Below are 24,255 nucleotides of genomic sequence, written 5' to 3' on the forward strand. Positions count from 1 at the left end.
CCTTACTATTCCAAAAAGTCAAGAAAAAGAATCCAGATATTTCTTTGGCAAATGGAGACCCACCAGGCTCATACTATGCATAAATTCCCGTATTTTGTGGTAATAAAAAGTTATAACGATGAAAATACCCCAATGGAAAACGGTCAAGGCATTTGAGGATATCACCTATAAAAAATCGGATGGCGTGGCACGCATCGCCTTCAATCGTCCCAATGTCCGTAATGCGTTTCGGCCTAAGACCACAAGTGAGCTCTATGAAGCCTTTTATGATGCCCAGGAAGATACTTCCATCGGCGTTGTACTGCTTTCCGCGGAAGGCCCCTCTACCAAGGATGGAGTCTATTCCTTTTGTAGTGGGGGAGACCAAAAGGCAAGGGGTCATAAAGGCTATGTGGGCGAGGACGGGATGCATCGCCTAAATATCTTGGAGGTACAGCGATTGATCCGCTTTATGCCAAAAGTGGTGATTGCCGTTGTACCGGGTTGGGCCGTTGGTGGTGGCCATAGCCTTCATGTGGTATGTGACCTTACTCTAGCCAGTAAGGAACATGCCCTTTTCAAACAAACGGATGCGGATGTCACTAGTTTTGATGGAGGTTACGGGTCGGCGTACCTGGCCAAAATGGTTGGACAAAAGAAGGCTAGGGAGATATTCTTTTTGGGCCGCAGCTATACGGCACAGGCAGCCTATGAAATGGGGATGGTAAATGCCGTAGTACCTCATGAGGAATTGGAGGATACGGCCTATGAATGGGCTCAGGAAATCTTGGAAAAATCGCCTACCTCCATAAAAATGTTGAAATTCGCCATGAACCTTACGGATGATGGTATGGTAGGACAGCAGGTTTTTGCCGGTGAGGCAACAAGATTGGCATATATGACGGACGAAGCTAAAGAGGGTAGGGATGCCTTTTTGGAAAAGCGAAAACCCAGCTTTGGTAAGAACAATTGGATTCCCTAGAAGTTTCAGGTTTAAGGTTTCAAGTTCAAGGTTCTGAGAATGGATTGATGTTCATTGCTTTGGAAAAGGGGTAAACTAAAAAGAGCCCCGTCTTTACGATCAAGGCTCTTTTACGAGAACACTATATGAAAATGAAAAAATTAACTCCTTGTTTTTAATTACAGTGTAAACATACGACCAACATCCATCCACGGGAAATTATTGTTGTGTGCTAGCGGAGATTTGTGGTGTAGGTAGTACTTTTTGATATATAGCCCATAAAAACATACTTGTATCTAAATAGCAATATGAACAAAAAAGATATATCTAACTTCATTTCCGGGTTTTATAGGGAATTCCCTCGGGTTGCAAAGCATGAAACCCCTTGGAATATAATTGCACAACTAGAAAATATAATACTGGATGGACTTGCCGAACTTTCCGAAACTGAATATGATATCGAAAATGGAGTGGCCATTCATAAATCCGCGCATATTGAAAATGGTGTAACCTTTAAGAAACCTGCTATTATCGGTAAGGATTGTCTGGTAAAGGCAGGTGCCTATTTTAGAAGCGGAGTATATTTGTGCAGTGATGTGGGTATTGGGGCGAATTGTGAAATTAAACAGAGTATTATTTTTCCCAAATCGCGAATAGCCCATTTAAACTATGTTGGGAATTCCATTATCGGAAACGATGTTAATCTGGAGGCAGGTTCTGTTTTGGCCAATCATTTTAATGAGTATAAAAATAGGACCGTACCGGTTGTTTTGGACAATACCCTTGTGGATACCGGGGTGACCAAATTTGGTTCGTTGATCGGGGACCGCTGTAGGGTAGGGGCCAATGCCGTATTAAACCCGGGAACTATTTTGAGCAAAGGCTCAATAGTAGGAAGGTTGGAACATGTGGATCAATTAAAGGAGTCTCCCTAAGGGATTGCCCGGAGGATATCCTTTAAAAATCCATTAAAATCAAAGTCCGGGGCTTCGGCCAGCCCCGTTCGTACAATGACCAGATCTTTGGAGGGAATGATGAAGACGCGCTGTCCTTGGTAACCATTTGCGGAATACAGATCTCTGGGGACATCAGGATATTTACCATGGGCATTCAGCCAAAAATGTCCACCGTACGTGCCGTCGGATAGATTTGTAGGTTCGGTAACGTAATTCACCCAAGTTTCATTAAACAATTGTTCCCCGTTCCAGTTACCCTTGTTCAGGTAGAGCAATCCAAATTTGGCCCAATCTCGGGTATTGGCCCAGGCATAAGAGGATCCGACAAAGTTTCCCATCATATCGGTTTCGATCAACATGGAATGCATTCCAATCCTATCGATGAGAGCGGAATAGGGAAAGTTTATATAATCTTGATGGGTATCGAATTGATTTCTAAGGATTCCGGAAAGTAGATTGGAAGTTCCCGAGGAATAGTTCCAGATTTCAGTAGGTTTCGCCAAGGCTTTCTTTTCGGCCTGTATCTGGGTCATATCCGAAGCCAGAAAGAGCATTTTGGTGACGTCCGAGATTCCCGAATAGTCTTCGTCCCATTCCAGTCCGCTTTGCATTCGCAACAAATGGTTGAGGGTAATATCATTACGTTCATCATTTTTCCATGAATCTACCATCCCGGTCATACCCAAATCAATTTTATCTTCAAATTCAAGGATACCGAACAAAGTGGCCAAAACGCTTTTGGTCATGGACCATCCCAAAATAGGTGTGTCCTTTGTGAATCCGTCAATATACCGTTCGGCAACAATATGGTTTTTGTACACCACAAGTACGGAGCGTGTCCTTTGTATATCGGGATCGGCAAATGCGTTATATACGGCATGTTCCAAGACTTGGTAATCTACTTCCTGAAATATGGTATCTTTTGCGGCACCATCTCCAAAAGGGAAAGGGATATTATTTTTAATGAAGGAGCGTTGTGGTTCCGGTAAATCAAAATCGTCATCGTACTCAGCATTCACCAATGTACATCCCAAACCGGATCGGCATATGGTTTTTCTTGGCATAAGACCGAAAACCGTGGCCGTGGCCGAATTGTTATTCACGTCAACATCCGCAAGTTTTATTAGGGGTACATTGTTGTCTTGAAGAATTACGGAAGCCTCACTCCGTTTGGCAATGGATAGGGTAGAGGCCATGTTCTTAGAGGCGTAGCCCGAAATGATATTTAGCTTGGGGTAGTTGAGCCATACTACCATGACGAGAATGACAAGCACTAATAATAATGAGCGTTTAATCCATTTCATTTCTTACACTATTTAATGAATCGAATATAGCGATTAGTTCTATCATATTTTATAAATTGTGAAGAGGAAATTTGATTACAATTATGAAGGTTCTGGTTTGTCTAAATATCCCCGATGCGGGTGTACACATAATGAAAGAAGCTGGTTTGGAGGTAGTAAAATGGACAAGGGATCTTCCCATGGCTCCTGAAATATTGAATGCGGAAGCCAAAAAATATGATGCGCTTTTGACCACGAGCAATTACAAAATTGATTCCGACTTTTTGAGGGACAATAAGCATCTAAAAATAATCTCCCAATATGCCGTAGGATATGACAATATTGATCTGGAGATGGCGGCCCACTTGGGTATTCCTATCGCCAACTCACCCAATGCCATGACAGATGCTACCGCGGATATCGCATTTGGGCTACTATTGGCGGTTTCCAGAAAAATGTTCTTTATGCACAAAACTATTGCCAGAGGTGAATGGCAGCATTTTAGACCTCAGGCCAATTTGGGAATAGAACTTAAAAACAAGACTTTGGGCGTATTCGGTTTGGGAACTATCGGATTGGAATTTGCGAAGCGCTGCCAAGGTGCTTATCAAATGAAGATTCTGTATTGCAACCGGGGCAAAAATAGACAAGCAGAAAAAGAATTGAATGCCAAAAAAGTAAGCTTTGAGGAATTGCTTATGGAAAGTGATGTGGTCTCGGCACATTGTGCCCTTACCAAGGAAACCAGAAACACCTTCAATAGAAAAGCATTTGAGCGCATGAAAACCACTGCCATATTTCTGAATACGGCACGTGGCGCCGTTCATAATGAAACTGATTTGATACAGGCCCTGAAGAATGCAGAAATCTGGGGAGCCGGCTTGGATGTTACCGATCCAGAGCCCATGGATCCGGATAATCCTTTGTTGGATATGGAAAATGTAGCGGTTCTCCCTCATATAGGATCCGCCACGGTTACGGCCAGAAATCGAATGTCGGTTTATGCCGCTGAAAATATTGTCGCCTGCTATACCGGAGAAAAGATTCCATATCGGGTTGCCTAAACACAGTTATAATTATGTCGAATATTGGGTTGATTATTGCAGAACGAAGTCGTGATATCGGGGATTTTCTGGTAGGTCGATTGATTCCCTTCCGTAAAAAGCGGATGATAGGACCTTTCATTTTTATAGACCATATGGGGCCTACCCAACTAGGGCCGCAGAATTATATGGATGTAGATCAACATCCGCATATTGGGCTTGCGACTTTGACTTATTTATTGGAAGGTGAGGTTATGCACGAGGATAGTTTGGGTACCCAACAGCGTATTAAACCGGGATCTGTAAATTGGATGGTAGCCGGTAAGGGGGTATCCCATTCGGAAAGGACCCCAGCCGATATGCGAAATGGGGTGACCTTTACGGCCCACGGGTATCAAATTTGGGTGGCCCTGCCCAAGGAATTGGAAGAAACTGATCCGGAATTTCATCATATCGGTATTGATGAAATCCCAAAATGGGAAGAGGGTAGTGCATCCTTTAAATTGGTGGCAGGCGAAGGGTATGGTCAAAAATCCCCTGTTCCGGTCCATTCCCCACTTTTTATGATTGAAGTTACCAATACGGACGCGTTTTTTTTAGACATCAAGGATAAGGTAAGGGGCGAAGTAGGTATCTGTATTGTTGATGGAAGTATAGAAGCCTGTGGTGAAACTATTGATAAAGGCAATATTTTGGTCTCTAAAGTAGAGGATACCTGTAAAATAAACCTTAGGCCCAATACCCATCTATTGTTATTCGGTGGTGAACCTTTTCCGGAAGAACGCCATATTTACTGGAACTTTGTTTCTTCAAGTAAAGAAAGAATTGAAAAGGCAAAAACCGATTGGGTTCAAAAAACCTTTCCTATGATGCAAGATGACATGACTTATGTTCCCCTACCGGGATTATAGTTTTTCCCACATCTTATCCGGCCCCAAGCGAAAACTGCCCAGATGATTAAAACTACATTCATCTGGGGATATTAGGGACAAAAATGTACTTTCATCCTTTGATTTATAGAGATAATAGGTTTCTCCGGTTACCGGTTCAAAACTGAATTTTGCGTTGTATACCAAGTTATTGTATTCATATTGCTCCATCAGTTTTTGATAGGCCTCTTTAATGGAATCGTACCTCGATTTAAATTGATGATTGGCCGTAACAATATTGGTGTTTTTCCAAGTGGTGACGTCTGGAGGTGTAATTCTGGGAGCACCTACCCCGCTGGCATAGGGTAATAGCTTGGAATGATACTCTTGGGTTTCATCATCAAAAACGACAGCGTCCGGTTTTTTCTTTTTTTTCATAGCTATCAAAATTACGAAAAGCAGAAAATAATTTTGGCATAAGTTTCGGTATGGCTATATTTCATTCAAATTCTTGAAAAGGTATAATACATTGAGGAGATGAACAATCCAACTCAAATTAGCTGGTTTTGGATCTTCACCATAACTTTGAATTCCTGCAATGGGCCGGTGGAAGAGGAAAAGTACGAATGGATACCTTTGGAAGTTACGGCAACGGCATATAATTCCCTTCCCGCCCAAACATTGGGCGACCCGACCATTACGGCATGGGGAGATACCTTGGTGCCCGGAATAAAGGCCATTGCCGTATCAAGGGATTTATTGGATATGGGTTTAAAATACAATACGCTTGTCCAAATTCAAGGTTTTTCGGATACATTTTACGTTAAAGACAAAATGCATAGGAGATGGAAAAAACGTATTGATATTTATATGGGAAAGGATTTTAAAAAGGCCAAAGAATGGGGCAGGAAAAAACTGCAGATCGCCTACGCTGTGCAAAAGGAAGATAGCCTAAAAACAGATTAAATTTATTGGAAATGAAACCAATTTCAATCATACTTATTTTAATTTTTCTAGTTTCCTGTTCGGTTTCAAGGGAAATTTTGGATAAGCCCATTGTCTTTAATGATGAACGCAAAACATTGACTTTGGAATACCTATCCTCTCGCTATGGTTTGGAACAGCAAGAACCCACAATAAATCCAAAAATGATCGTATTGCATTGGACGGTCATCCCTACTTTTGAAAAATCCTTTGAAGCATTCAACAACGCTACACTTCCCGATTGGCGGCCAGATATCACCAGTGTCAGCGGACTTAACGTATCCTCTCAGTTTATGGTAGATAGGGATGGAACCATATATCGCTTAATGCCCGAAACCACTATGGCCAGACATGTTATAGGGCTAAATCATTGCGCCATTGGTGTGGAAAATATAGGGGGATCGGAAGATTTACCCTTGACCAAGGCCCAGTTAAAATCCAATATATGGCTAGTTAGATATTTGAAAGGGAAATACGATATCGATTATGTGATTGGGCATTACGAATACAGGCTTTTTGAGGGACATCCCCTTTGGTTGGAGAAAGATGATGGATACCGTACCCAAAAGACCGATCCTGGTGAAGATTTTATGGAAAAAGTCCGAAATGGAATCAAAGACCTTAATTTCAAACCCATCCCTACAAAACCCAATATCGATGCAAATTAAATCGTTTTTACTTTTTTTTGTCTTTTTTATCACACTTTCCTTATGCGCCCAGGAAAAGGAAATCACTTCCAAACTCTATGAGACCTATGAGACTTACAAAGAGCCAAGCTTGGACAAAAGGAGGGTAAAGTACCGCGAAATCCAGCCTTTTATTGTGGAGTATCGAAAGAACCCAAAATTTACGGTCAAGACCGTTGGGAAATCCATAGAGGGCCGGGATCTTAATCTGATCAGCATAGGTAGGGGAGAAGTGAGTGTCTTTCTTTGGTCCCAAATGCATGGAAACGAACCTACCGCCACTCTGGCCATTTTCGATATTCTTAATTTTTTGGATAGCAATGATTTTCAAGCCAAAAAAAAAGAGATTTTGGATAATCTTACGCTTCATTTTTTACCCATGTTAAATCCTGATGGGGCGGAAGTCTACCAACGGAGAAATCGTTTGGGCATAGACATTAATCGGGATGCCTTGCGCTTACAATCACCTGAGGGGCGAACACTGAAAAGAGTCAGGGACAGCTTGGAGGCCGATTTCGGTTTTAACCTCCATGATCAAAGTACCTATTACAATGCGGAGCGTACCGAAAAACCAGCAACCATTTCCTATCTGGCCCCTGCCTATAATTATGAAAAGGAGATCAATGAGGTAAGAAGCAATGCCATGAAGGTTATTGCCTTTATGAACGGTATCATTCAAAAGTATGCTCCGGGACAAGTAGGTAAGTACAACGATGCTTTTGAACCAAGGGCCTTTGGGGATAACATACAAAAATGGGGCACCAGTGCCATTTTAATAGAATCCGGTGGATATCCCAATGATATCGAAAAACAGGAAATACGAAAATTGAACTACGTTTCCATTCTTTCCGCAATTTATACCATTGCCAAAGGTAGCTATGTAGATATTGCGCTGGAGGATTATGAAAAAATACCTGAAAACGACCGTAAGCTGTTTGACCTAAAAATAGAGAATGCCACCTACCCATTATTGGGGGATGACTATATCCTGGACATTGGTATCAATCAGTTGGAAGTCGACAAGGAAGGGAACACTGATTTCTGGTATAGCAGTCGAATCCTTGATTTGGGAGATTTATCCACCTACTATGGCTATGAAACTTTAAACGCTTCAGGTTACACGCTGAAAACTGGAAAGGTTTACCCGGAAGTTTTTGGGAACTTACAACAACTGAAAAGTTTAAATACCGTTGAAGTCTTAAAAAATGGGTATACCTATGTTCGGGTGAAAAATATTTCCTTGGAGCAATTGGAATCCCCATATCCCATTCATATTGTAGGTGAAAACTATGTAGTGCCCGAACTTAATTTGGAAGTGGGCATCAATCCGACCTTTATTTTGGAAAAGGACGGAAAGATTGTTTATACGGTCGTGAACGGATTTCTAATTGAACTGGACAAAATTGAACAATCAATGCATTCTTATTTTGACGGCAAGAATGCGATGATCTATAGATAACCTTCTTTTTTAGTACCCAAACTGAATATTGATATAGGGTCCATACTTGAGTAAGAGTACCATCATAACAAATAGGGTAGTTACAATAGAGGAAAATAATAATAGCACTAAGCTTTTATACCATTTGGACAATGGTCCTATGGCACTGTTTTGAATAATTTCGTTGATTACATCCATGACTTTCATTCTTTATGCCTAGCTGTCTCCAGGCTGGATTAAACATCTTCATAGTTTTTAGGATGTAGGTGGTCTATATAAAATTTGAGTCGTTAGTTGTATAAGTAACAATATTCGGGCCAAAAACCCTAAAACGTTTGTTCAGTTCTCGATAAACCGCATAAAAAAAGGGAGAACCGTTTGATTCTCCCTAGTATATAATTCGCTATTGATTATCATTCACACCCTCCGGTAAATCCTTTGGCATTAAACTTGGTCTGTACCGCACCTTGCCTGCTGCCATCCTTTACCTGTATGGCCAAGTTACTCTCACCACTACCATCCCGTTTTGGGGTGCAATATTCAAAAAGGTAAAAGCTATTGGCGCGCTGTGACACCCTAAAGGAGATATCATTAAAGGTAGTTTCCAATTCTTCCTTGTTCCCGGCAAAAACACTAAAAGTCTTTCCAATATCGGTCAATACCTGAGTGTCGATTTCACCTCCAAGTCCAATGGTGAAAAACGAGATATTAGAATCGGCTTCGTCGACTTTTTTTAAGGCGGCCTCTTCCGTAAAACGGGAGGCTTGATCTGTACCATCGGTAAAAATAACGACGGAGGCGGCACCAATTTTTCCATCAGAAGTACTTTCGTTCAAAAGTCCGGTAGCGATATCGGTCGATTTTATAACAGCACCATAGAGATCAGTAGAAGGATCGTTGCTAATATCCTCCGTAATTCCCTCTATGGCTACTGTCAGCTCTTGCTTGGAAGAAGTAGGAGCGTTCAATAGATGAAGTTCGTTTTCACCATCAAACCAATATATGGCCATCTTAAAGGAATCCTCGGGAGTTGCTGGCATCACATTATCGATAAAGCTAATACTGGCTGATTTCAGTTCCTCCAAACTGCTACTGAGCACGCTATTGCTCAAATCCAGTACAAGAAGGGTATTATTGCTAAAAATCTGGGAGTTGGGAGATATTCGGGCCTGGGATTCGGAAGTGGAGATAGTATTAAAACAATCGTCGTTCCGCCCCTGCTCATAAATGGTGAATTGGTCTGCAGTAAGTCCGGGTACCGGATTATTATCGGTGTCGGATACTCTAAAAAAAATGGAAACTTTTCCAGGAAGTGTCGTAAACTGTTCTTGAATGGACAATACCAAATCGTTTTCACCAAGGTCCAGACATTCGTCCACAGGTTTTCCCTTTCCAAGCCCATCACCAAGGTTAAGGTCAAGATTTACATCATCATCGGCATTTCCACAGGAGAATAAAAAAAGAGCAATGGAAAAAAGGGTTGGGAGTCTGAAGTCTAATTTCATTTTCATATATATTGGGTTCAACACACAGAACGGGGGAAATGGATGAAAAGTATAACATCTTAAAAAAAATATGTTAAACATTGTTAAAGATGGGAGCTTGGAATTTTGTAGCTTTCGTGATTGTTTTTTGTTTTTACAAACTCACGATTTATGCACTTGCGCATTATTATTTTTTTCGCATGGGCTTTCCAAGGATTTTCGCTTTTGGGACAGGAGAAAACCGTTGCGGAAAGACTGGGATACCCGCCAGACACCAAATTATTGATTATCCATGCGGACGATCTAGGGGTGGCCCATTCAGAAAATAGGGCCAGTATATATGCCTTGGAAAAGAGTCCGGTAAACTCGGCCAGCATTATGGTTCCCTGCCCGTGGTTTCCCGAAATTGTTGTATATGCGCAAGAAAATCCTAAAATAGATTTAGGCCTACACTTAACGTTGACCAGTGAATGGAAGTATTATAAATGGGGCCCCGTAACCTCAAAAGATTCCGTTTCCAGCTTAATAGATAAAGATGGCTATTTTTATCCTTTGGTACCTGATTTTGTTGCCCATGCCAAACCGGAGGAGGTTGCACTGGAATTACGAAATCAGATAAAAAGAGCCTATACATCTGGTATTGACCTAACGCATTTGGATGCCCACATGGGCGCCGCTGCAAGTACTCCCGAGCACATTGCAACGTATATACAGTTAGGAAAGGAGTTTCGCCTTCCCGTATTATTGGATTCCAGGATACATGAAGTGGATGATGTCAAAATAAAGTCACTTATAGATGAAAGTACCGTGGTTATGGACTATATCCATAGTATTTTACCAACGGATTTTGAAAAAGGTAGTACCCAATATTACACTCAACTATTGAAAACCCTTAAACCTGGAATCACTTGCCTATTGATTCATTTGGCCTATGATGACGACGAGATGCAAGGTATTGCTGTGGATCATCCGGAGTGGGGTGCCGCTTGGAGACAGGCAGATCTTGATTTCTTTACTAGCAAGGAATGTGTCCGACTCTTAAAAGAAAATGATATTGTGCTGGTGACATGGCGGGAAATCAGGGATAAAATTACTAGGGCAAAATAACTACCGGACCAAATCAATGATACATAAGTTCCTTAGCTGTTTTGCAATACTTTGTATTGCATTTACTTCAAACGCACAAAAAAAGAATGCGTCATATCGATATTACATCAAAGAAACGACGCTACCCATAACTATTGATGGTATCGGTGATGATGCCGCTTGGGAAACTGCTGATGTAGCCAAGGATTTCTTCATGGTGTTGCCCATGGATACGGACAAGGCCAATGAAAAATCTGAAATCCGTATGACCTATGACGATAGGAACATTTACTTATTGGCCACTTTTTACAATAGCACCAAAGGAACCAATTTTGTGGAATCCTTACGTCGCGACTTTTCCTTTGGCAAGAACGATAATTTTTTACTTTTTATAGACCCTTTCAATAATCAAACGACCGGATTTTCATTCGGTTCCAATGCGGCGGGTGCGCAATGGGATGGTACCATGTTCGCTGGAGGAAGTGTAGATTTAAATTGGGACACCAAATGGGTGTCCGAAGTTACTAGGGACGAAGAAAAATGGGTTTTTGAAATGGCTTTGCCCTTTAAGTCCATTCGCTATAAGGATGGGGTGACCGAATGGGGTATCAATTTTAGTCGATTGGATTTGAAGTCCAGTGAAAAATCAAGTTGGACACCCATCCCCAGACAGTTTCCGACAGCTTCATTGGCTTATACAGGAACCTTGGTATGGGACAAACCACCACCGGCTCCTAGAACGAATTTTTCCATAATTCCCTATGTATTGGGGACAGTGGAACGCGACCTTGAAGCTGATGGCAACACTGAAACTGATGCCAAAATCGGTGGGGATGTCAAATTTAGTCTAACATCCTCCCTAAATCTAGATCTTACCGTAAATCCAGATTTTTCACAGGTTGAAGTGGATAGACAGGTTACCAATTTAGATCGTTTTGAGTTGTTCTTCCCGGAACGCCGTCAATTCTTTTTGGAGAACAGTGACTTGTTTGCGGATTTTGGTTACCCCACCATTAGACCTTTTTTTTCCAGACGTATCGGGTTGGGGGTGCCCATACGGGCAGGCGCACGGGTAAGTGGCAACCTAGACAATAATTGGCGACTTGGAATTATGGATATGCAGACGGCGAGTGTTGATGCCACGGGCCTCCCAAGTCAGAACTTTGGTCTGGTAACCTTGCAGCGAAAGGTTTTTAGCAGGTCCAGTATCGGGCTAATGTTTGTAAACAAACAGTCTTTCAATTACCTTAATAATTCCGATTCCTTAAGAACACAGTTCCCCAAATTCAATAGAAACTTGGGGGTAGAGTACAATTTGGCCTCTTCCAACAACTTGTGGAACGGCAAGGCCTTTTTTCTACAATCTTTTGCCCCTTCACAAGTGGGTAACGGGGTTACCCAAGCTGCCCATTTGGAGTATAAAAGCCGAAAATGGAACTGGCGTATTCAGGAAGAATGGGTAGGCGAGGAATATACGGCCGAAGTAGGTTTTGTACCTAGGACAGGATATGTAAAGTTCAATTCATATTTGGGCTATCTTTTCTTTCCCAAACGTGGCAAAATTGTAAGTCACGGTCCAAGATTGAACGCTTTCTATTTTTTTAATGAACGTTTTAAGCAAACAGATCACACTACATTCTTGGAATATCTGATCGACTTTCGCAACCGGAGCAGCCTAAATTTCTTTATCTCAGATGATTATGTAGAGCTTCTAGACCCTTTTGACCCCACGCGATTGGGAATAGCCGAACTTGATACAGGCACAAAACATAGGTGGAATGCTTTTGGTTGGGAATTCGCATCAAGACCCCAGAGTCTTTTTACCTATTCCTTTGATGGTAGATTGGGCGGATATTATCTTGATGGAAACCGAACCAGTCTTTCAACGGAATTGGGGTATCGTTTTCAACCCTATGTAAGTTTAAGTGCCAATTTAAATTATAATCATATTCGATTACCAGCTCCTTGGAATACCAATGAATTTTGGTTAATAGGTTCTGAAATAGACATCACGTTTACGAACAAAATATTCTTTGCCAATTTGTTCCAGTACAACGAACAATCCAAAAACTTGAATGTGAATTCAAGGTTCCAATGGAGATATAGCCCAGCTTCGGATTTATTTCTGGTATATACCAATAACTATTTCATTGAACCTTTTGAAGGTAGAAATTGGGCACTTACCTTAAAGTTTACCTATTGGTTCAATAGATAAAGTGCCGTAACAATTTGTTAAACCAAATCTTACTGGTCTTATTTTTTGATATATTGGAGTCCTAATGACGCACGAATTAAAAAAAATCGTTGAAGCTTATAGAGAGGCCGATGCCAAAGGTATAAAAACAGTATTGGCTACCGTTGTCGCCTTAAAGGGATCATCATATAGACGACCTGGGGTCTCCATGTTGATCAGGGAAGATGGCAAAATGATCGGGGCGGTAAGCGGAGGCTGTGTTGAAAAGGAGGTTTTTAGACAATCCGATAGCGTTTTCAGGACACAGATTCCAAAAGTTATGACCTATGATGGTCGCTATAGGTTGGGTTGTGAGGGGATTTTGTACATTCTTATCGAACCTTTTCTACCATCATCCGAATTTCTAGATCAATTTTTCAAAGTACTAAAGGACCGGACGTCTTTTAGAATGTTATCCTATTTTGAGGAAAGAGATATGATAGATCATCACCTTGGGTCGGTTTTACAAATTGGTAGCGCTACATTGCCCTTTAGAGATGGACTTCAAAAAAAAGGAGAAATCCAAATTTTTGAACAAAAGCTGACTCCTTGTTTTAAATTATTGATTATCGGGGCCGAACATGATGCCGTACAGCTTTGTTCTTATGCTTCATTAACGGGATGGGAAGTAACCATTGTGGCACCCCCATCCGAGGAAAAACGTCTCGGGGATTTTCCCGGAGCCCAAGAATTACTTACCATTGAACCGGAAACCCTTTCGGTTAGCAGTATTGATGAAACAACGGCAATTGTAATCATGACCCACAGTTATGTAAAAGATTTGAAGTATTTAATGGTTTTGAAAGCAACTCGTCCAGCATATTTGGGTCTATTGGGTCCTTCCGAAAGACGTGAAAAATTACTGGCCGAACTGATAGAAAGACTTCCTGAAATTGATGAAGACTTTATAGAAGATATTCATGGCCCTACGGGTCTGGACATCGGCGCGGAAACAGCCCAGGAAATAGCCATAGCCATACTTGCCGAAGTTTTATCCGTGGTTCGGGGGAAAAAGCCCATAAGTTTAAGGAAAAAGCAAGGATCTATACATAGCTAATGGGGAAGACCGTTGAGAATATTGCTATCCTTGTCTTGGCAGCGGGGGCATCAAGCCGAATGGGAACTGCAAAGCAACTTTTGCCATGGAACGGAGCCAACTTGTTAGATTCTGTTATTAAAAATGCTTTGATGTTCTGTCCGGATCATGTAGTAGTGGTATTAGGAGCAAATGCAGAAGAAATCCAAGCCCATAGCGCTCACAACAAAAGCGTACAGTTTGTTTTTCACAAGAATTGGAAGGTTGGCCTTGGCTCTTCCATTGCCTATGGAGTGGATTTCATTCAAAAAATATGGCAGAGTACCAAGGCTATTCTTATTTTACTAGGTGACCAACCTCTAATAGATGCTGAATATGTAAGCCAAATGATTCAAACGTATGAAGGTTCAGGTAAGGGAATAATCGCAACCGAATATGACAAAGGTGTAGGAGTCCCGGCTATTTTTGATAGGCACTATTTTTCAAACTTAGCACAACTTAATAAAGATAGCGGGGCGAAACAAATCATAAAAAAATTCAAAAACGATACCTTTTTGCTGGGTCCGTCAGGCAAAACAATGGATATCGACACCATGGAAGATTATCAAAAACTGATTAAAATTAGAAACGCACAATTAAACCTGGACTAAATTCACTTCTAAACATGAAGAAATCACTACTCTTTCTTGTCTTTTCATTTTTTGTTTGTATCCCACTCGTTTCACAAGATATGGGGTTTGAAGAGTACAACCCCACTTCTACTTTGGTGGTACCGGAAACCAAAATCAAAAAAGCGAAGTTCCCCTTTATAGATGTGCATAGTCACCAATTTCGCATGGGCTCCCAAAATCTGTCCAATCTAGTAAATCTCATGGATCAAATGAATATGGCCATTATGGTAAATCTTAGTGGTGGCTCGGGGAATGGATTGCAACGCATGTTGGACAACGTTTCTGAGAATTATCCCAATCGCTTTGTGGTATTTGCCAATGTGGATTTTGATGGGGCTGGGGGAAAGGGATGGACCGAAAATGCGGTGGCTCAATTGGAAAGGGATGTTAAAGCCGGGGCAAAAGGATTGAAAGTTTATAAAAGTCTCGGGTTAAGAAACAAGGATGTTAATGGCAACCGTCTCGCGATTGACGACCCACATTTAGATCCCATTTGGGCCAAGTGTGGGGAATTGGGAATCCCAGTATTGATACATGCCGCCGATCCAAAACCTTTTTGGGCGCCAATGGGGAGTAGAAATGAACGATGGTTGGAACTCAAGACACGTCCGGGAAGAAAACGTTCCGATACCGATCCGGCCCCTTGGCAGCAAATAATAGATGAGCAGCATCGTATGTTCAAGAAACACCCTAATACTAAATTTATAAATGCCCATATGGGCTGGTATGCCAACAACTTGAGTAAATTAGGTAAACTTTTGGATGAAATACCTAACATGTATGTGGGAATAGGAGCCGTTATCCAAGAATTGGGAAGGCAACCACGGAATGCGAAAAAGTTCTTTACCAAATATCAAAATCGCATCCTTTTTGGAAAGGATGCTTGGAATCCTGATGAATTTCCCACCTATTTTAGGGTTTTGGAGACTGATGATGAATACTTTCCCTATTATAAGAAATACCATGCCTTTTGGTCCATGTACGGTTTGGATCTTTCGGATGAAATACTAAAAAAGGTGTATTATAAAAATGCCTTAAAGCTAATTCCGGGAATGGACAAAAGCCTGTTTCCCAACGAATAAGTTTTTATAAAATCTTAACGATCCCAAAGCTCTTTTGAAAGAAAAAGATGGTTAACTTGTATTAATAACCCCGAAGCCGAAATTACAGTAGCACTTTTGGGGAGTAAACATTAAAATCGAAGTTCTAAAAGTATTTGTTATATGACCGGAGTACGATCGGCAACCGCAATGCATGATTTCAAGAATACATCATTTTTAATTTTAATGTGTTTTTCCATGCTATATGGGTATTCCCAAACCCAGGAAAATCCGTACCATAAAAAAATCTTAGGGAAACTGGCATCCTATACCATGAAGCACAGCCCCGAAAAGGTTTACCTGCATACGGATAAATCCATTTATACCAATGGAGAGACAATCTGGTACAAAGCCTATTTGGTAGATGGCATACTTCATAAGGCAAGCGAGAAAAGCGAGGTGGTCTATGTGGAACTATGGAACGGGGACGATACTTTGATCATACGTCAAAAATTGATCGTAGAAGGGTTGGGCTCGCAAGGTTCCATCAAAATTCCCATCAATATCAAAAACGGTAATCTTTTAATACGTGCCTATACCAAATACATGTTGAATGAAAGGGAGCCCACGATATTCCAAAAGGAGATTCCCGTATATGCCCAGGAGTTTGGGGATTATAAGAATCCGGATGCTAATCAAAACAAGGAATTTAGGGGCGATAGTCGAAAGCTTTCAAACCCATATTCAGAAAACAACCGGCCTATAATCAATTTTTTCCCTGAGGGTGGACATTTGGTCACTGGACTTACCAGTGTTATGGGGGTAAAGACTGTAGGTCAACAAGGAAATGGACTTGCACTGGAAGGAACCATTCAGGATGGGAAGGGCAATACGGCCGGTTTCTTTAAAAGTTATGAAGCGGGTCTGGGCAAGGTTACCTTTGTTCCCGAAGCGGGTAAAGATTATGAGGCGGTGATTCTGTACGGGGAAAAGGAATATCGATTTCCGATTCCAAAGGCCCTGCCCAAAGGATATGTGCTCAGCATACGGAACAATGGGGACCACCTTATCGCGAACGTCTCCACAAATAGCGAGGAAGGACTGGAAGGAACCCTTTTGATAGGCCATTTTAGGGGGGACCTCTTTTTTGAAAGGTTAGGTAAAACGGAAGATGGCGCGTCCTATTCGGTAAAGCTCAATACCGACCGCCTTTTTGATGGGGTAGCCCATTTTACATTGTTTACAGCAAGCGGGAAGCCCATTTGTGAGCGACTCGTATTTATAGACCATCCCAAAAATAGTGTGGAACTGGAGGTTTCATCCGATTCCCGGACCTATGGGCCACGGGAAACGGTCACTGTGGACTTGAGTGCCCTTGATACGAACGGGACCCAATTGAAAGGTGATTTCTCATTATCTGTGGTAACTACAAGTAACCAGTTACCGGAATCAATGGCCGATACGAATATTAAAAGTTGGTTATTGCTCAATTCCGATTTAGGGAATTCGGTTGAGGATGCAAGCTACTTCTTTGAAAACGATTCCAGGGAAAGAAAATATGTGTTGGACGCCCTTATGCTTACCCATGGTTGGCGCAGATTTGTATGGAACAGTTTTTTGGACGACACCCAAGGACAGAAAACTAAATATATTCCGGAGAAAGCCATGGGTACGCTTATAGAAGGGTTTACGGCATTGACGGGAAATCCAAAGGCCCGCAAGGCATCCAAAGTGTCGTTGAGGATTCCCGCCTTGAAAGTAATCGAGGAAAAATCTACGGACCAGCAAGGACGCTTCAGTTTTGGGCCTTATGAAATCGATGATGGCACGGAAACCTATTTGGAAATTGTGGATACTAAGACCAAGTCCAAGAAGAAGAAGAAAAAAGAAGAAATCTCCATCTTTATGGGTCAGGGATGGTCCCTGCCCCAAGTTAAAAGGAAAAAGAAATTACCGATCGAACGCAAGGCAAGAAGTGCTGAAGATGGAGGCCACGTTACAGATATCGTGGAAGGGACAAAGAATGTCCAAGAATATCTGTTAATGGCCTATCGAAAAAAGAGCATTGACTTCACGTATGACCCCACTATTACCCAATTGGAAGAGGTAGAGGTAAGCGCCCCGAAGAAAACAAGGACCGAGGAAAGGATCAAGGAAATAGAGTCCAAGACACTTCATGGAAGTGCAACCATCAGACTTTTTGCGGATTCCACGGGTACGGCCGGGATGAGCGCCATAGACCTGATAGGGCGGGCCCCTGGGGTGACCATAAGTGGTGTGAAACCTGAGCAAGCTATTAAAATAAGGGGGTTGTCGGGAGTAGGTAGTCAACTTAATTTTTCAACACAGCAATCCTTTCCAGGAAGCACCCCATCCAACACCACACCCCTGATTTTTGTTGATGGTGGTGAAGTAAATTTGGACTATATACAACATATGGATGCGTCGGAAATTCTATTCGTAGACGTTTTACGGGGTATTGAAGCTTCGATATATGGGCTTAGGGGATACAATGGAGTTATTGTTATCGCCACAAAATCCCGATTATCCAAAGGAAGTGCCCAAAACAATGTTCCCGAATACTCGGAAACTAAAATTCCCGGCTTTTATATGGGCCGTGAGTTTTTTTCACCGGATTACAGCTTTGTTAGACCTGATCATCAGCGCTTGGACTACAGGACCACCCTATTTTGGAAACCGGACATTAGGATAGAGGATAGCCGTCAACCACGCATACAATTTTATACAGGTGATACTACTGGCAACTTTGTTATAAAGGTAGAAGGAATTACCAAGGATGGTAGGGCCGTTGTAGGCCAAAAGATTTTTGAAGTGCAAAATTAGATTCATACGGCCAGTAAGCCGGTAAAGCTGTTTTTGCCCTGCGCGTTATCACCCGCCATTCCCTTTCTATCCGGGGAATGGGTGCCGAGGAAAGCAATTGGGTTGCTACTACTTTGCAAAGTATAATTAACACGATGCTTTTGTTGCAAGTTTAGTTTGGACTTGCACACAAAAAAACACCAATGTAAATGGTCAGGAATGCCTTTGATTCATCATTGGATCGAACAAGCTCCTTTTCCTTTGGCGGTGTACGAAAAATAGCATGGAAATTTGTATCTTACCTATAGAACACGGAACCATTTAACCAGGCCTATGAATATGAGATTCTGCTATTTCTTAAAAAGATATCTCCTGGCAATAAGCGTTGTTGCGATTGGTAACGGATTTGCGCAGACCGGGGAAAATGCGGTAAGGAACAAAACCTTGGGAAAATTAGCGACTTACGCTATGAGGCACAGCCCCGAAAAGGTTTACCTGCATACGGATAAATCCATTTATACCAACGGAGAAACCATTTGGTACAAAGCTTATTTGGTAGATGGTATACTTCATAAGGTAAGCGAGAAAAGCGAGGTGGTCTATGTGGAGCTATGGAACGGGGACGATACTTTGATCGTACGTCAAAAATTGATCGTGGAAGGGTTGGGCGCACAGGGTTCCGTTAAAATTCCCATCAATATAAAAAACGGCAATCTTTTAATACGGGCCTATACCAAATACATGTTGAATGAAAGGGAGCCCACGATATTCCAAAAGGAGATTCCCGTATATGCCCAGGAGTTTGGGGGTTATAAAAATCCGAGTCTGGATTACAATGGCAATCTGGCAGGCAATGATCCAGGGGCTACAAAGACACCGATCGGTGGCAATCCCGTAGTACAGTTTTTCCCGGAAGGGGGATATCTGGTAGCAGGTCTTACAAGTGTTATGGGGATAAAGGCAACGGATCCCCATGGTAATGGATTGGCATTGGAAGGAACCATTCAAGATGGGAAGGGCAATACGGCCGGTTTCTTTAAAAGTTATGAAGCGGGTCTGGGCAAGGTTACGTTTGTTCCCGAAGCGGATAAGGATTATGAGGCCGTGATCCTGTACGGTGGAAAGGAATATCGATTTCCGATTCCAAAGGCCCTGCCCGAAGGCTATGTACTTAGTATACGGAACAATGGGGATCATCTCATTGTGAACGTCTCCACAAATAGCGAGGAAGGACTGGAAGGAACCCTTTTGATAGGCCATTTTAGAGGGGATATCTTTTTTGAAAGGCTAGGCGGAACCGAAGATGCCACCTCCTATTCCGTAAAGCTCAGTACCGACCGCCTTTTTGATGGGGTAGCCCATTTTACATTGTTTACGGGAAGCGGGAAGCCCATTTGTGAGCGACTCGTATTTATAGACCATCCCCAAAATAGTGTGGAATTGGAGGTTTCTTCCGATTCCCGAACCTATGGGCCACGTGAAATGGTCACTGTGGACTTAAACGCCCTTGATACAAACAGGACGCGATTAAAAGGTGATTTCTCGCTGTCCGTGGTCACCGGGAGCAACCAACTACCGCGACCTATGGCGGATACAAACATAAAAAGTTGGTTATTGCTCAATTCCGATTTGGGGAATTCGGTGGAGGACGCAAGCTACTTCTTTGAAAACGATTCCAGGGAAAGAAAATATGTATTGGACGCCCTTATGCTTACCCATGGTTGGCGCAGATTTGTATGGAACAGTTTTTTGGACGACACCCAAGGACAGAAAACTACATATATTCCGGAGAAAGCCATGGGTACGCTTATAGAAGGGTTTACGGCATTGACGGGAAATCCAAAGGCCCGCAAGGCATCCAAAGTGTCGTTGAGGATTCCCGCCTTGAAAGTGATCGAGGAAAAATCTACGGACCAGCAAGGACGCTTCAGTTTTGGGCCCTATGAAATCGATAATGGCACGGAAACCTACTTGGAAATTGTTGAGGCCAATGTAAAATCGAGAAAGAAAAAAGAAGAAGTTTCGATCTATATGGGTGAGACATGGTCCCGACCGGAGGTTAGGAGAACAAAAAAAGTGCGTATAAGGCCTACTTCAAAAGGACCATCTAAAGATGTGACTAGTCCTACGGATACCTTGCAAGGAATAAAGAATGTCCAAGAATATTTGACCAAGGCCTATCGCAAAAAAAGTGCGGAGTTCTCCTATGATCCCACCATTACCCAATTGGAAGAGGTGGAGGTAAGTGCCCCAAAGAAAACGAGGATTGAGCAGAGGATCGAGGAAATCGAGTCCAGTACACTTCACGGAAATGCAACGATTAGGCTTATGCCGGATTCTGTAGGAATAGCAGGTAAGAGAGCGATGGATCTTATAGCAGAGGCCCCAGGGGTGTTCATGATGAATGGGGTACCCAAAATAAGGGGTTTATCCGGCATAAACAATAATCTAAATCCACCAATGCGAGATCCTGTAAGAGATCCTTATAATAGACCGTCTTCACCTACCATGCCCTTATTTTATGTTGATGGTGGTGAAGTGAATTTTGATTATGTCGAAAATATGTATGCCTCGGAAATCCTGTATATTGATGTTTTACGGGGTATTGAAGCTTCAATCTATGGACTTAGGGGATACAATGGGGTTATTGTTATCGTCACAAAATCCCAATTATCCAAAGGAAGTACACCGACCAATGTGCCACAATCTCCAGAAGGCATAATTCCCGGATTCTACACGGCCCGTGAATTTTTTTCACCGGATTATAGCTCTGTTAGACCTGATCATCAACGCTTGGACTACAGGACCACCCTATTTTGGAAACCGGACATTAGGATAGAGGATAGCCATCAACCTCCTATACAATTCTATACAGGTGATACTACGGGAACATTTCTTGTTAAGGTCGAAGGAATAACACGGGATGGCAGGGTAACAATGGGTCAATATACCCTAGAAGTGCACGACTAAGGGTGGGCATTTATAAAATACCTATCGCTTACTTTTTTCTGAAACATCTTCTAAATCGCCGTAGTCTTGAAAAATACCGCAAGAATTTTCTTTTTTGATCAAGGATTTTTCATCCTGTTTCTTTTTTTTGGCCAGGATTTCGATTTGAGGGGATAAGTAGCTCATGGGTATTCAATTTAATAGGTAAGACAAAAACGTTCAAAGGATATAAACTATTGTCTCGCTTTTAAATATATTCAAGTTCCTTGGGCAAATTTACAGAGCGCTCTTTTTTTTCTTTTGTCATTTATCAAAACTTTATGATATTCAAGTATTCCAATATTACCCAATGGAAATACAAGGACTCCCTAAACTAAATTATGGTCTAAAAAAGTACTTCAAGAAAGGATGAGCTATAAGTCTGAAAATAGGAAGATTGCTAAGCGGTCAACAAACGCTTTTGAATATAGTTCAGGATCAACATCCAATTCATCTTAAGCAATAGGGCCGCAGTGGGCACGTTGTTCTCTTCAATCGCCGATATAATAGCTTCGTGCTGGTTATCCGCTTTCGTATAATAGGATTCATCGGACATCAGTGCTTTTTCATAGAAAAATATCCGGGTTCTTAAATCGTGAAGAATATTTCTTGTAAGTACATTTGGATAATTCTTGGTCAATAGCCGGTGAAATTCCAAATCTGCATTAATTCTGGACAAAGGGTTGGTGGTACTTTCAAAAACTTGTTGTTGTCGCTTCAATCCTTGTATGGCATTTTCATCGAAAACAGAATTTTCAAGTGCCATCTCCTCTAAATTGGCTACCAACTCGTACAAATCCTTGGCTTCTTCCCGATTCAATTGAGCTATGACAAAACCCCGGTTGGGTACAGCTTTGATAATTTGCGCTTGTTGTAATTGGGAAAGAGCTTCTCGAATAGGGGTAACACTTACCTGGAGTTCTCGAGCAACAGCTGCCAGGTTGATGGTCTTGCCTATTTTCAACTTCCCTTCGCGCATCTTCTTGAGAAGATGTTCCTTTACCAAGTTTCTTACAATTTGCTTTTGCATACGACGACAAATATACTAAATCGTATACGATTTAACGCTCTTTTTAAAATATCAGCAGGAATGGTATGCACCTGGTACTAAAAATGAAGACAAAGGCAATCATTGTAGTTCATTAAAATCGTACATACATTGAGGAAAATAACCATGAAGGTTTCTCAAAAGGGTATCAGGGTCTTTCGTTTTAAGCCAACTCCATTTTTTTCGCTATATTTAATGATAGGGTAGAGAAGACCGGTTTATTATTTGTGGGTAGACAAATACAATATTTGTAATAACACATTTTTTAAAACTAGTTTTTGCAATCCTGAGGAAAGAGTGCTATGAAAATATCCGGAAAATGTTTTCGCCCATGGTTTTGGGCCGTTACCAGTTGCCTTGTTTTTGGTTATATAGGCATTGGCCAGGTTCCTACATGTACTCAATTGACCTTTCCTGCAGCAGGTGAAATGGATGTGTCCGTATTTACGGACCTGGAATGGGATGCATCCCCAACGGCGACGGGCTACGTAATTTTGGCAGGAACTTCTCTTGGTGGGCGTGATATTCTGGACAATGTTAACGTGGGCAATGAAACAGAATATAGTTTTGAGAATACTAGCTTGCCGGGGCTTCAAGAAATTTATGTTGCCATAATTCCTTACAACGATCAAGGGCTGAACGGTAGTTGTCAGACAGTTACTTTTATGACCAGACAAGTTGACCCGCCATCCTGCACGGAAATAATTAACCCTTTTAATGGAGATGTATTAGTATCTGTTACGGCCAATATTACATGGATTAGGGATTTTAGCGCAACCGGCTATCGAATGACCGTTTATGAAAGAGATTTGAACGGGATTGTAGTTTGGGATGAAGTGGATGTAGGAAACGGGACCAATGCAAAACCTCCGGATTTTAAACCGAGAACCCGATATTTTGTGACCATAATCCCATACAATGCGGGAGGTGCAGCCATGGGCTGTCAGCCCATTTCATTTACAACGGGAGACGGTCCACCATTGCCGGATTGTACGCAACTGGTGGAGCCGAGTAATGGCTCCAATGCCGTCCCCACAAACACAACCTTAGAATGGGAAGCGGTGAGTGGTGTTGATGGATATACCCTTTCGGTGGGCACTACGCCTAGGGGAACGGATATTGTGAATGTATTAGATTTAAGGGGAACAACCAACTATTCGTTTAATGGGGAGCTTCCCCAAGGAACGAGAATCTATGTTTTGGTGGTGCCCTATAAAGGGAATTTGGAGTCCGAAAATTGCCCTATTCAATCTTTTACTACTGTAGGGTCAGATCCAGATCCTGAAATAGTCAATGAACTCATACCTCGTTTCTTCACTCCCAATAATGATGGCTTCAACGACACCTGGATCGTGGGCTCTTCTCCTGATGTTTCCATTCAAAACATTTCGGTCTTCAATCGTTTTGGAAAGTTGATAAAACAACTCTCCCCGGATCAGGGTTGGGATGGCACCTTTAATGGTAGGAATCTGCCTAGCGATTCCTATTGGTATTCCGTTGAGTTGACCAATGGCCCATCCCTTAAAGGCTTTTTTGCCCTAAAAAGGTAGCTTTGTTTCCCCATCATTGGTATCGATTTTAAAGGTGACGGTTAACCATACATACTAAAAGGACTTCATTTACGTTTTTAGGTGGTATAACCCTAAA

20 protein-coding genes are annotated in these 24,255 nt (G+C 41.9%); 15 read left to right on the forward strand and 5 right to left on the reverse strand.

The annotated features are described in order from the left end of the window. The first annotated feature begins 118 nt into the window (after positions 1–118). Both ACP2AF_RS15250 and ACP2AF_RS15255 read left to right on the forward strand, forming a co-directional pair. Complete coding sequence (locus tag ACP2AF_RS15250; RefSeq protein WP_425237009.1) at positions 119–961, forward strand: 1,4-dihydroxy-2-naphthoyl-CoA synthase; 843 nt, start codon at positions 119–121, stop codon at positions 959–961. A gap of 287 nt (positions 962–1,248) precedes the next feature. Then, positions 1,249–1,875 (forward strand): DapH/DapD/GlmU-related protein, encoded by a 627-nt coding sequence (locus ACP2AF_RS15255; protein WP_425237010.1) that lies wholly within the window; start codon positions 1,249–1,251, stop codon positions 1,873–1,875. On the opposite strand, the gene ACP2AF_RS15260 is transcribed toward ACP2AF_RS15255, so the two are convergent. Further along, positions 1,872–3,200: a serine hydrolase domain-containing protein gene (locus tag ACP2AF_RS15260; RefSeq protein WP_425237011.1), complete on the reverse strand. Its 1,329-nt coding sequence runs from the start codon at positions 3,198–3,200 to the stop codon at positions 1,872–1,874. The genes ACP2AF_RS15255 and ACP2AF_RS15260 overlap by 4 nt on opposite strands. 83 nt (positions 3,201–3,283) lie before the next feature. Here ACP2AF_RS15260 and ACP2AF_RS15265 point away from each other — a divergent pair, with 83 nt between their 5' ends. Both ACP2AF_RS15265 and ACP2AF_RS15270 read left to right on the forward strand, forming a co-directional pair. Next, a complete protein-coding gene (locus ACP2AF_RS15265) occupies positions 3,284–4,243 on the forward strand; it encodes a 2-hydroxyacid dehydrogenase (protein WP_425237012.1) in 960 nt (319 codons plus the stop codon). 14 nt (positions 4,244–4,257) lie between these two features. Next, complete coding sequence (locus ACP2AF_RS15270) at positions 4,258–5,133, forward strand: pirin family protein (RefSeq protein ID WP_425237013.1); 876 nt, start codon at positions 4,258–4,260, stop codon at positions 5,131–5,133. Here ACP2AF_RS15270 and ACP2AF_RS15275 read toward each other — a convergent pair. Continuing rightward, a complete protein-coding gene (locus ACP2AF_RS15275) occupies positions 5,128–5,529 on the reverse strand; it encodes a DUF2452 domain-containing protein (protein WP_425237014.1) in 402 nt (133 codons plus the stop codon). The two genes, ACP2AF_RS15270 and ACP2AF_RS15275, sit on opposite strands and share 6 nt — an antisense overlap. Positions 5,530–5,628: 99 nt before the next feature. Between ACP2AF_RS15275 and ACP2AF_RS15280 the strand changes: the two genes are divergently transcribed. From ACP2AF_RS15280 to ACP2AF_RS15290, 3 genes are read left to right on the forward strand one after another with little or no spacing between them, the layout of a single operon-like run. Continuing rightward, a complete protein-coding gene (locus ACP2AF_RS15280) occupies positions 5,629–6,057 on the forward strand; it encodes a 3D domain-containing protein (protein WP_425237015.1) in 429 nt (142 codons plus the stop codon). Between the two features lie 11 nt (positions 6,058–6,068). Then, positions 6,069–6,743, forward strand: a complete 675-nt coding sequence (locus tag ACP2AF_RS15285) for a peptidoglycan recognition protein family protein (RefSeq protein WP_425237016.1) — start codon at positions 6,069–6,071, stop codon at positions 6,741–6,743. Continuing rightward, entirely contained in the window at positions 6,733–8,220 is a 1,488-nt protein-coding gene (locus ACP2AF_RS15290) for a M14 family metallopeptidase (protein WP_425237017.1), read from the forward strand. Before ACP2AF_RS15285 ends, ACP2AF_RS15290 begins: the two co-directional genes overlap by 11 nt. Positions 8,221–8,612: 392 nt before the next feature. Here ACP2AF_RS15290 and ACP2AF_RS15295 read toward each other — a convergent pair whose 3' ends face one another. Next, positions 8,613–9,710: a vWA domain-containing protein gene (locus ACP2AF_RS15295; protein ID WP_425237018.1), complete on the reverse strand. Its 1,098-nt coding sequence runs from the start codon at positions 9,708–9,710 to the stop codon at positions 8,613–8,615. Between the two features lie 144 nt (positions 9,711–9,854). On the opposite strand from ACP2AF_RS15295, the gene ACP2AF_RS15300 reads away from it, so the two are divergent. From ACP2AF_RS15300 to ACP2AF_RS15330, 7 genes are all read left to right on the forward strand, one after another. After that, positions 9,855–10,790 (forward strand): polysaccharide deacetylase family protein, encoded by a 936-nt coding sequence (locus tag ACP2AF_RS15300; protein WP_425237019.1) that lies wholly within the window; start codon positions 9,855–9,857, stop codon positions 10,788–10,790. Between the two features lie 16 nt (positions 10,791–10,806). Further along, complete coding sequence (locus ACP2AF_RS15305) at positions 10,807–12,984, forward strand: DUF5916 domain-containing protein (RefSeq protein ID WP_425237020.1); 2,178 nt, start codon at positions 10,807–10,809, stop codon at positions 12,982–12,984. A 64-nt stretch (positions 12,985–13,048) separates the two neighbouring features. Beyond that, a complete protein-coding gene (locus ACP2AF_RS15310; RefSeq protein WP_425237021.1) occupies positions 13,049–14,059 on the forward strand; it encodes an XdhC family protein in 1,011 nt (336 codons plus the stop codon). Next, positions 14,059–14,688: a nucleotidyltransferase family protein gene (locus ACP2AF_RS15315; RefSeq protein ID WP_425237022.1), complete on the forward strand. Its 630-nt coding sequence runs from the start codon at positions 14,059–14,061 to the stop codon at positions 14,686–14,688. Before ACP2AF_RS15310 ends, ACP2AF_RS15315 begins: the two co-directional genes overlap by 1 nt. 14 nt (positions 14,689–14,702) lie before the next feature. After that, positions 14,703–15,791: an amidohydrolase family protein gene (locus tag ACP2AF_RS15320; protein ID WP_425237023.1), complete on the forward strand. Its 1,089-nt coding sequence runs from the start codon at positions 14,703–14,705 to the stop codon at positions 15,789–15,791. 141 nt (positions 15,792–15,932) lie between these two features. Beyond that, positions 15,933–18,593: a TonB-dependent receptor plug domain-containing protein gene (locus ACP2AF_RS15325; protein ID WP_425237024.1), complete on the forward strand. Its 2,661-nt coding sequence runs from the start codon at positions 15,933–15,935 to the stop codon at positions 18,591–18,593. Positions 18,594–18,905: 312 nt separating this feature from the next. Then, positions 18,906–21,542, forward strand: a complete 2,637-nt coding sequence (locus ACP2AF_RS15330) for a hypothetical protein (RefSeq protein WP_425237025.1) — start codon at positions 18,906–18,908, stop codon at positions 21,540–21,542. A gap of 21 nt (positions 21,543–21,563) precedes the next feature. On the opposite strand, the gene ACP2AF_RS15335 is transcribed toward ACP2AF_RS15330, so the two are convergent. Continuing rightward, complete coding sequence (locus tag ACP2AF_RS15335) at positions 21,564–21,707, reverse strand: hypothetical protein (protein WP_425237026.1); 144 nt, start codon at positions 21,705–21,707, stop codon at positions 21,564–21,566. 253 nt (positions 21,708–21,960) lie between these two features. Then, complete coding sequence (locus ACP2AF_RS15340) at positions 21,961–22,590, reverse strand: GntR family transcriptional regulator (protein ID WP_425237027.1); 630 nt, start codon at positions 22,588–22,590, stop codon at positions 21,961–21,963. Between the two features lie 320 nt (positions 22,591–22,910). Between ACP2AF_RS15340 and ACP2AF_RS15345 the strand changes: the two genes are divergently transcribed. Next, entirely contained in the window at positions 22,911–24,158 is a 1,248-nt protein-coding gene (locus ACP2AF_RS15345) for a T9SS type B sorting domain-containing protein (protein WP_425237028.1), read from the forward strand. Positions 24,159–24,255 lie beyond the last annotated feature (97 nt).

It is taken from the genome of Ulvibacterium sp., assembly GCF_965248315.1.
Taxonomy (GTDB): domain Bacteria; phylum Bacteroidota; class Bacteroidia; order Flavobacteriales; family Flavobacteriaceae; genus Ulvibacterium.

Excerpts from the sequence above, each read along its gene's own strand:
- ACP2AF_RS15290 (WP_425237017.1), top strand. The coding sequence starts at position 6,733 with ATGCAAATTAAATCGTTTTTACTTTTTTTTGTCTTTTTTATCACACTT.
- ACP2AF_RS15335 (WP_425237026.1), bottom strand. The coding sequence starts at position 21,707 with ATGAGCTACTTATCCCCTCAAATCGAAATCCTGGCCAAAAAAAAGAAA.
- ACP2AF_RS15285 (WP_425237016.1), top strand. The coding sequence starts at position 6,069 with ATGAAACCAATTTCAATCATACTTATTTTAATTTTTCTAGTTTCCTGT.
- ACP2AF_RS15330 (WP_425237025.1), top strand. The coding sequence starts at position 18,906 with ATGAATATGAGATTCTGCTATTTCTTAAAAAGATATCTCCTGGCAATA.
- ACP2AF_RS15295 (WP_425237018.1), bottom strand. The coding sequence starts at position 9,710 with ATGAAAATGAAATTAGACTTCAGACTCCCAACCCTTTTTTCCATTGCT.
- ACP2AF_RS15275 (WP_425237014.1), bottom strand. The coding sequence starts at position 5,529 with ATGAAAAAAAAGAAAAAACCGGACGCTGTCGTTTTTGATGATGAAACC.
- ACP2AF_RS15280 (WP_425237015.1), top strand. The coding sequence starts at position 5,629 with ATGAACAATCCAACTCAAATTAGCTGGTTTTGGATCTTCACCATAACT.
- ACP2AF_RS15260 (WP_425237011.1), bottom strand. The coding sequence starts at position 3,200 with ATGAAATGGATTAAACGCTCATTATTATTAGTGCTTGTCATTCTCGTC.
- ACP2AF_RS15325 (WP_425237024.1), top strand. The coding sequence starts at position 15,933 with ATGACCGGAGTACGATCGGCAACCGCAATGCATGATTTCAAGAATACA.
- ACP2AF_RS15345 (WP_425237028.1), top strand. The coding sequence starts at position 22,911 with ATGAAAATATCCGGAAAATGTTTTCGCCCATGGTTTTGGGCCGTTACC.
- ACP2AF_RS15315 (WP_425237022.1), top strand. The coding sequence starts at position 14,059 with ATGGGGAAGACCGTTGAGAATATTGCTATCCTTGTCTTGGCAGCGGGG.
- ACP2AF_RS15310 (WP_425237021.1), top strand. The coding sequence starts at position 13,049 with ATGACGCACGAATTAAAAAAAATCGTTGAAGCTTATAGAGAGGCCGAT.
- ACP2AF_RS15305 (WP_425237020.1), top strand. The coding sequence starts at position 10,807 with ATGATACATAAGTTCCTTAGCTGTTTTGCAATACTTTGTATTGCATTT.
- ACP2AF_RS15265 (WP_425237012.1), top strand. The coding sequence starts at position 3,284 with ATGAAGGTTCTGGTTTGTCTAAATATCCCCGATGCGGGTGTACACATA.
- ACP2AF_RS15270 (WP_425237013.1), top strand. The coding sequence starts at position 4,258 with ATGTCGAATATTGGGTTGATTATTGCAGAACGAAGTCGTGATATCGGG.
- ACP2AF_RS15255 (WP_425237010.1), top strand. The coding sequence starts at position 1,249 with ATGAACAAAAAAGATATATCTAACTTCATTTCCGGGTTTTATAGGGAA.
- ACP2AF_RS15250 (WP_425237009.1), top strand. The coding sequence starts at position 119 with ATGAAAATACCCCAATGGAAAACGGTCAAGGCATTTGAGGATATCACC.
- ACP2AF_RS15340 (WP_425237027.1), bottom strand. The coding sequence starts at position 22,590 with ATGCAAAAGCAAATTGTAAGAAACTTGGTAAAGGAACATCTTCTCAAG.
- ACP2AF_RS15300 (WP_425237019.1), top strand. The coding sequence starts at position 9,855 with ATGCACTTGCGCATTATTATTTTTTTCGCATGGGCTTTCCAAGGATTT.
- ACP2AF_RS15320 (WP_425237023.1), top strand. The coding sequence starts at position 14,703 with ATGAAGAAATCACTACTCTTTCTTGTCTTTTCATTTTTTGTTTGTATC.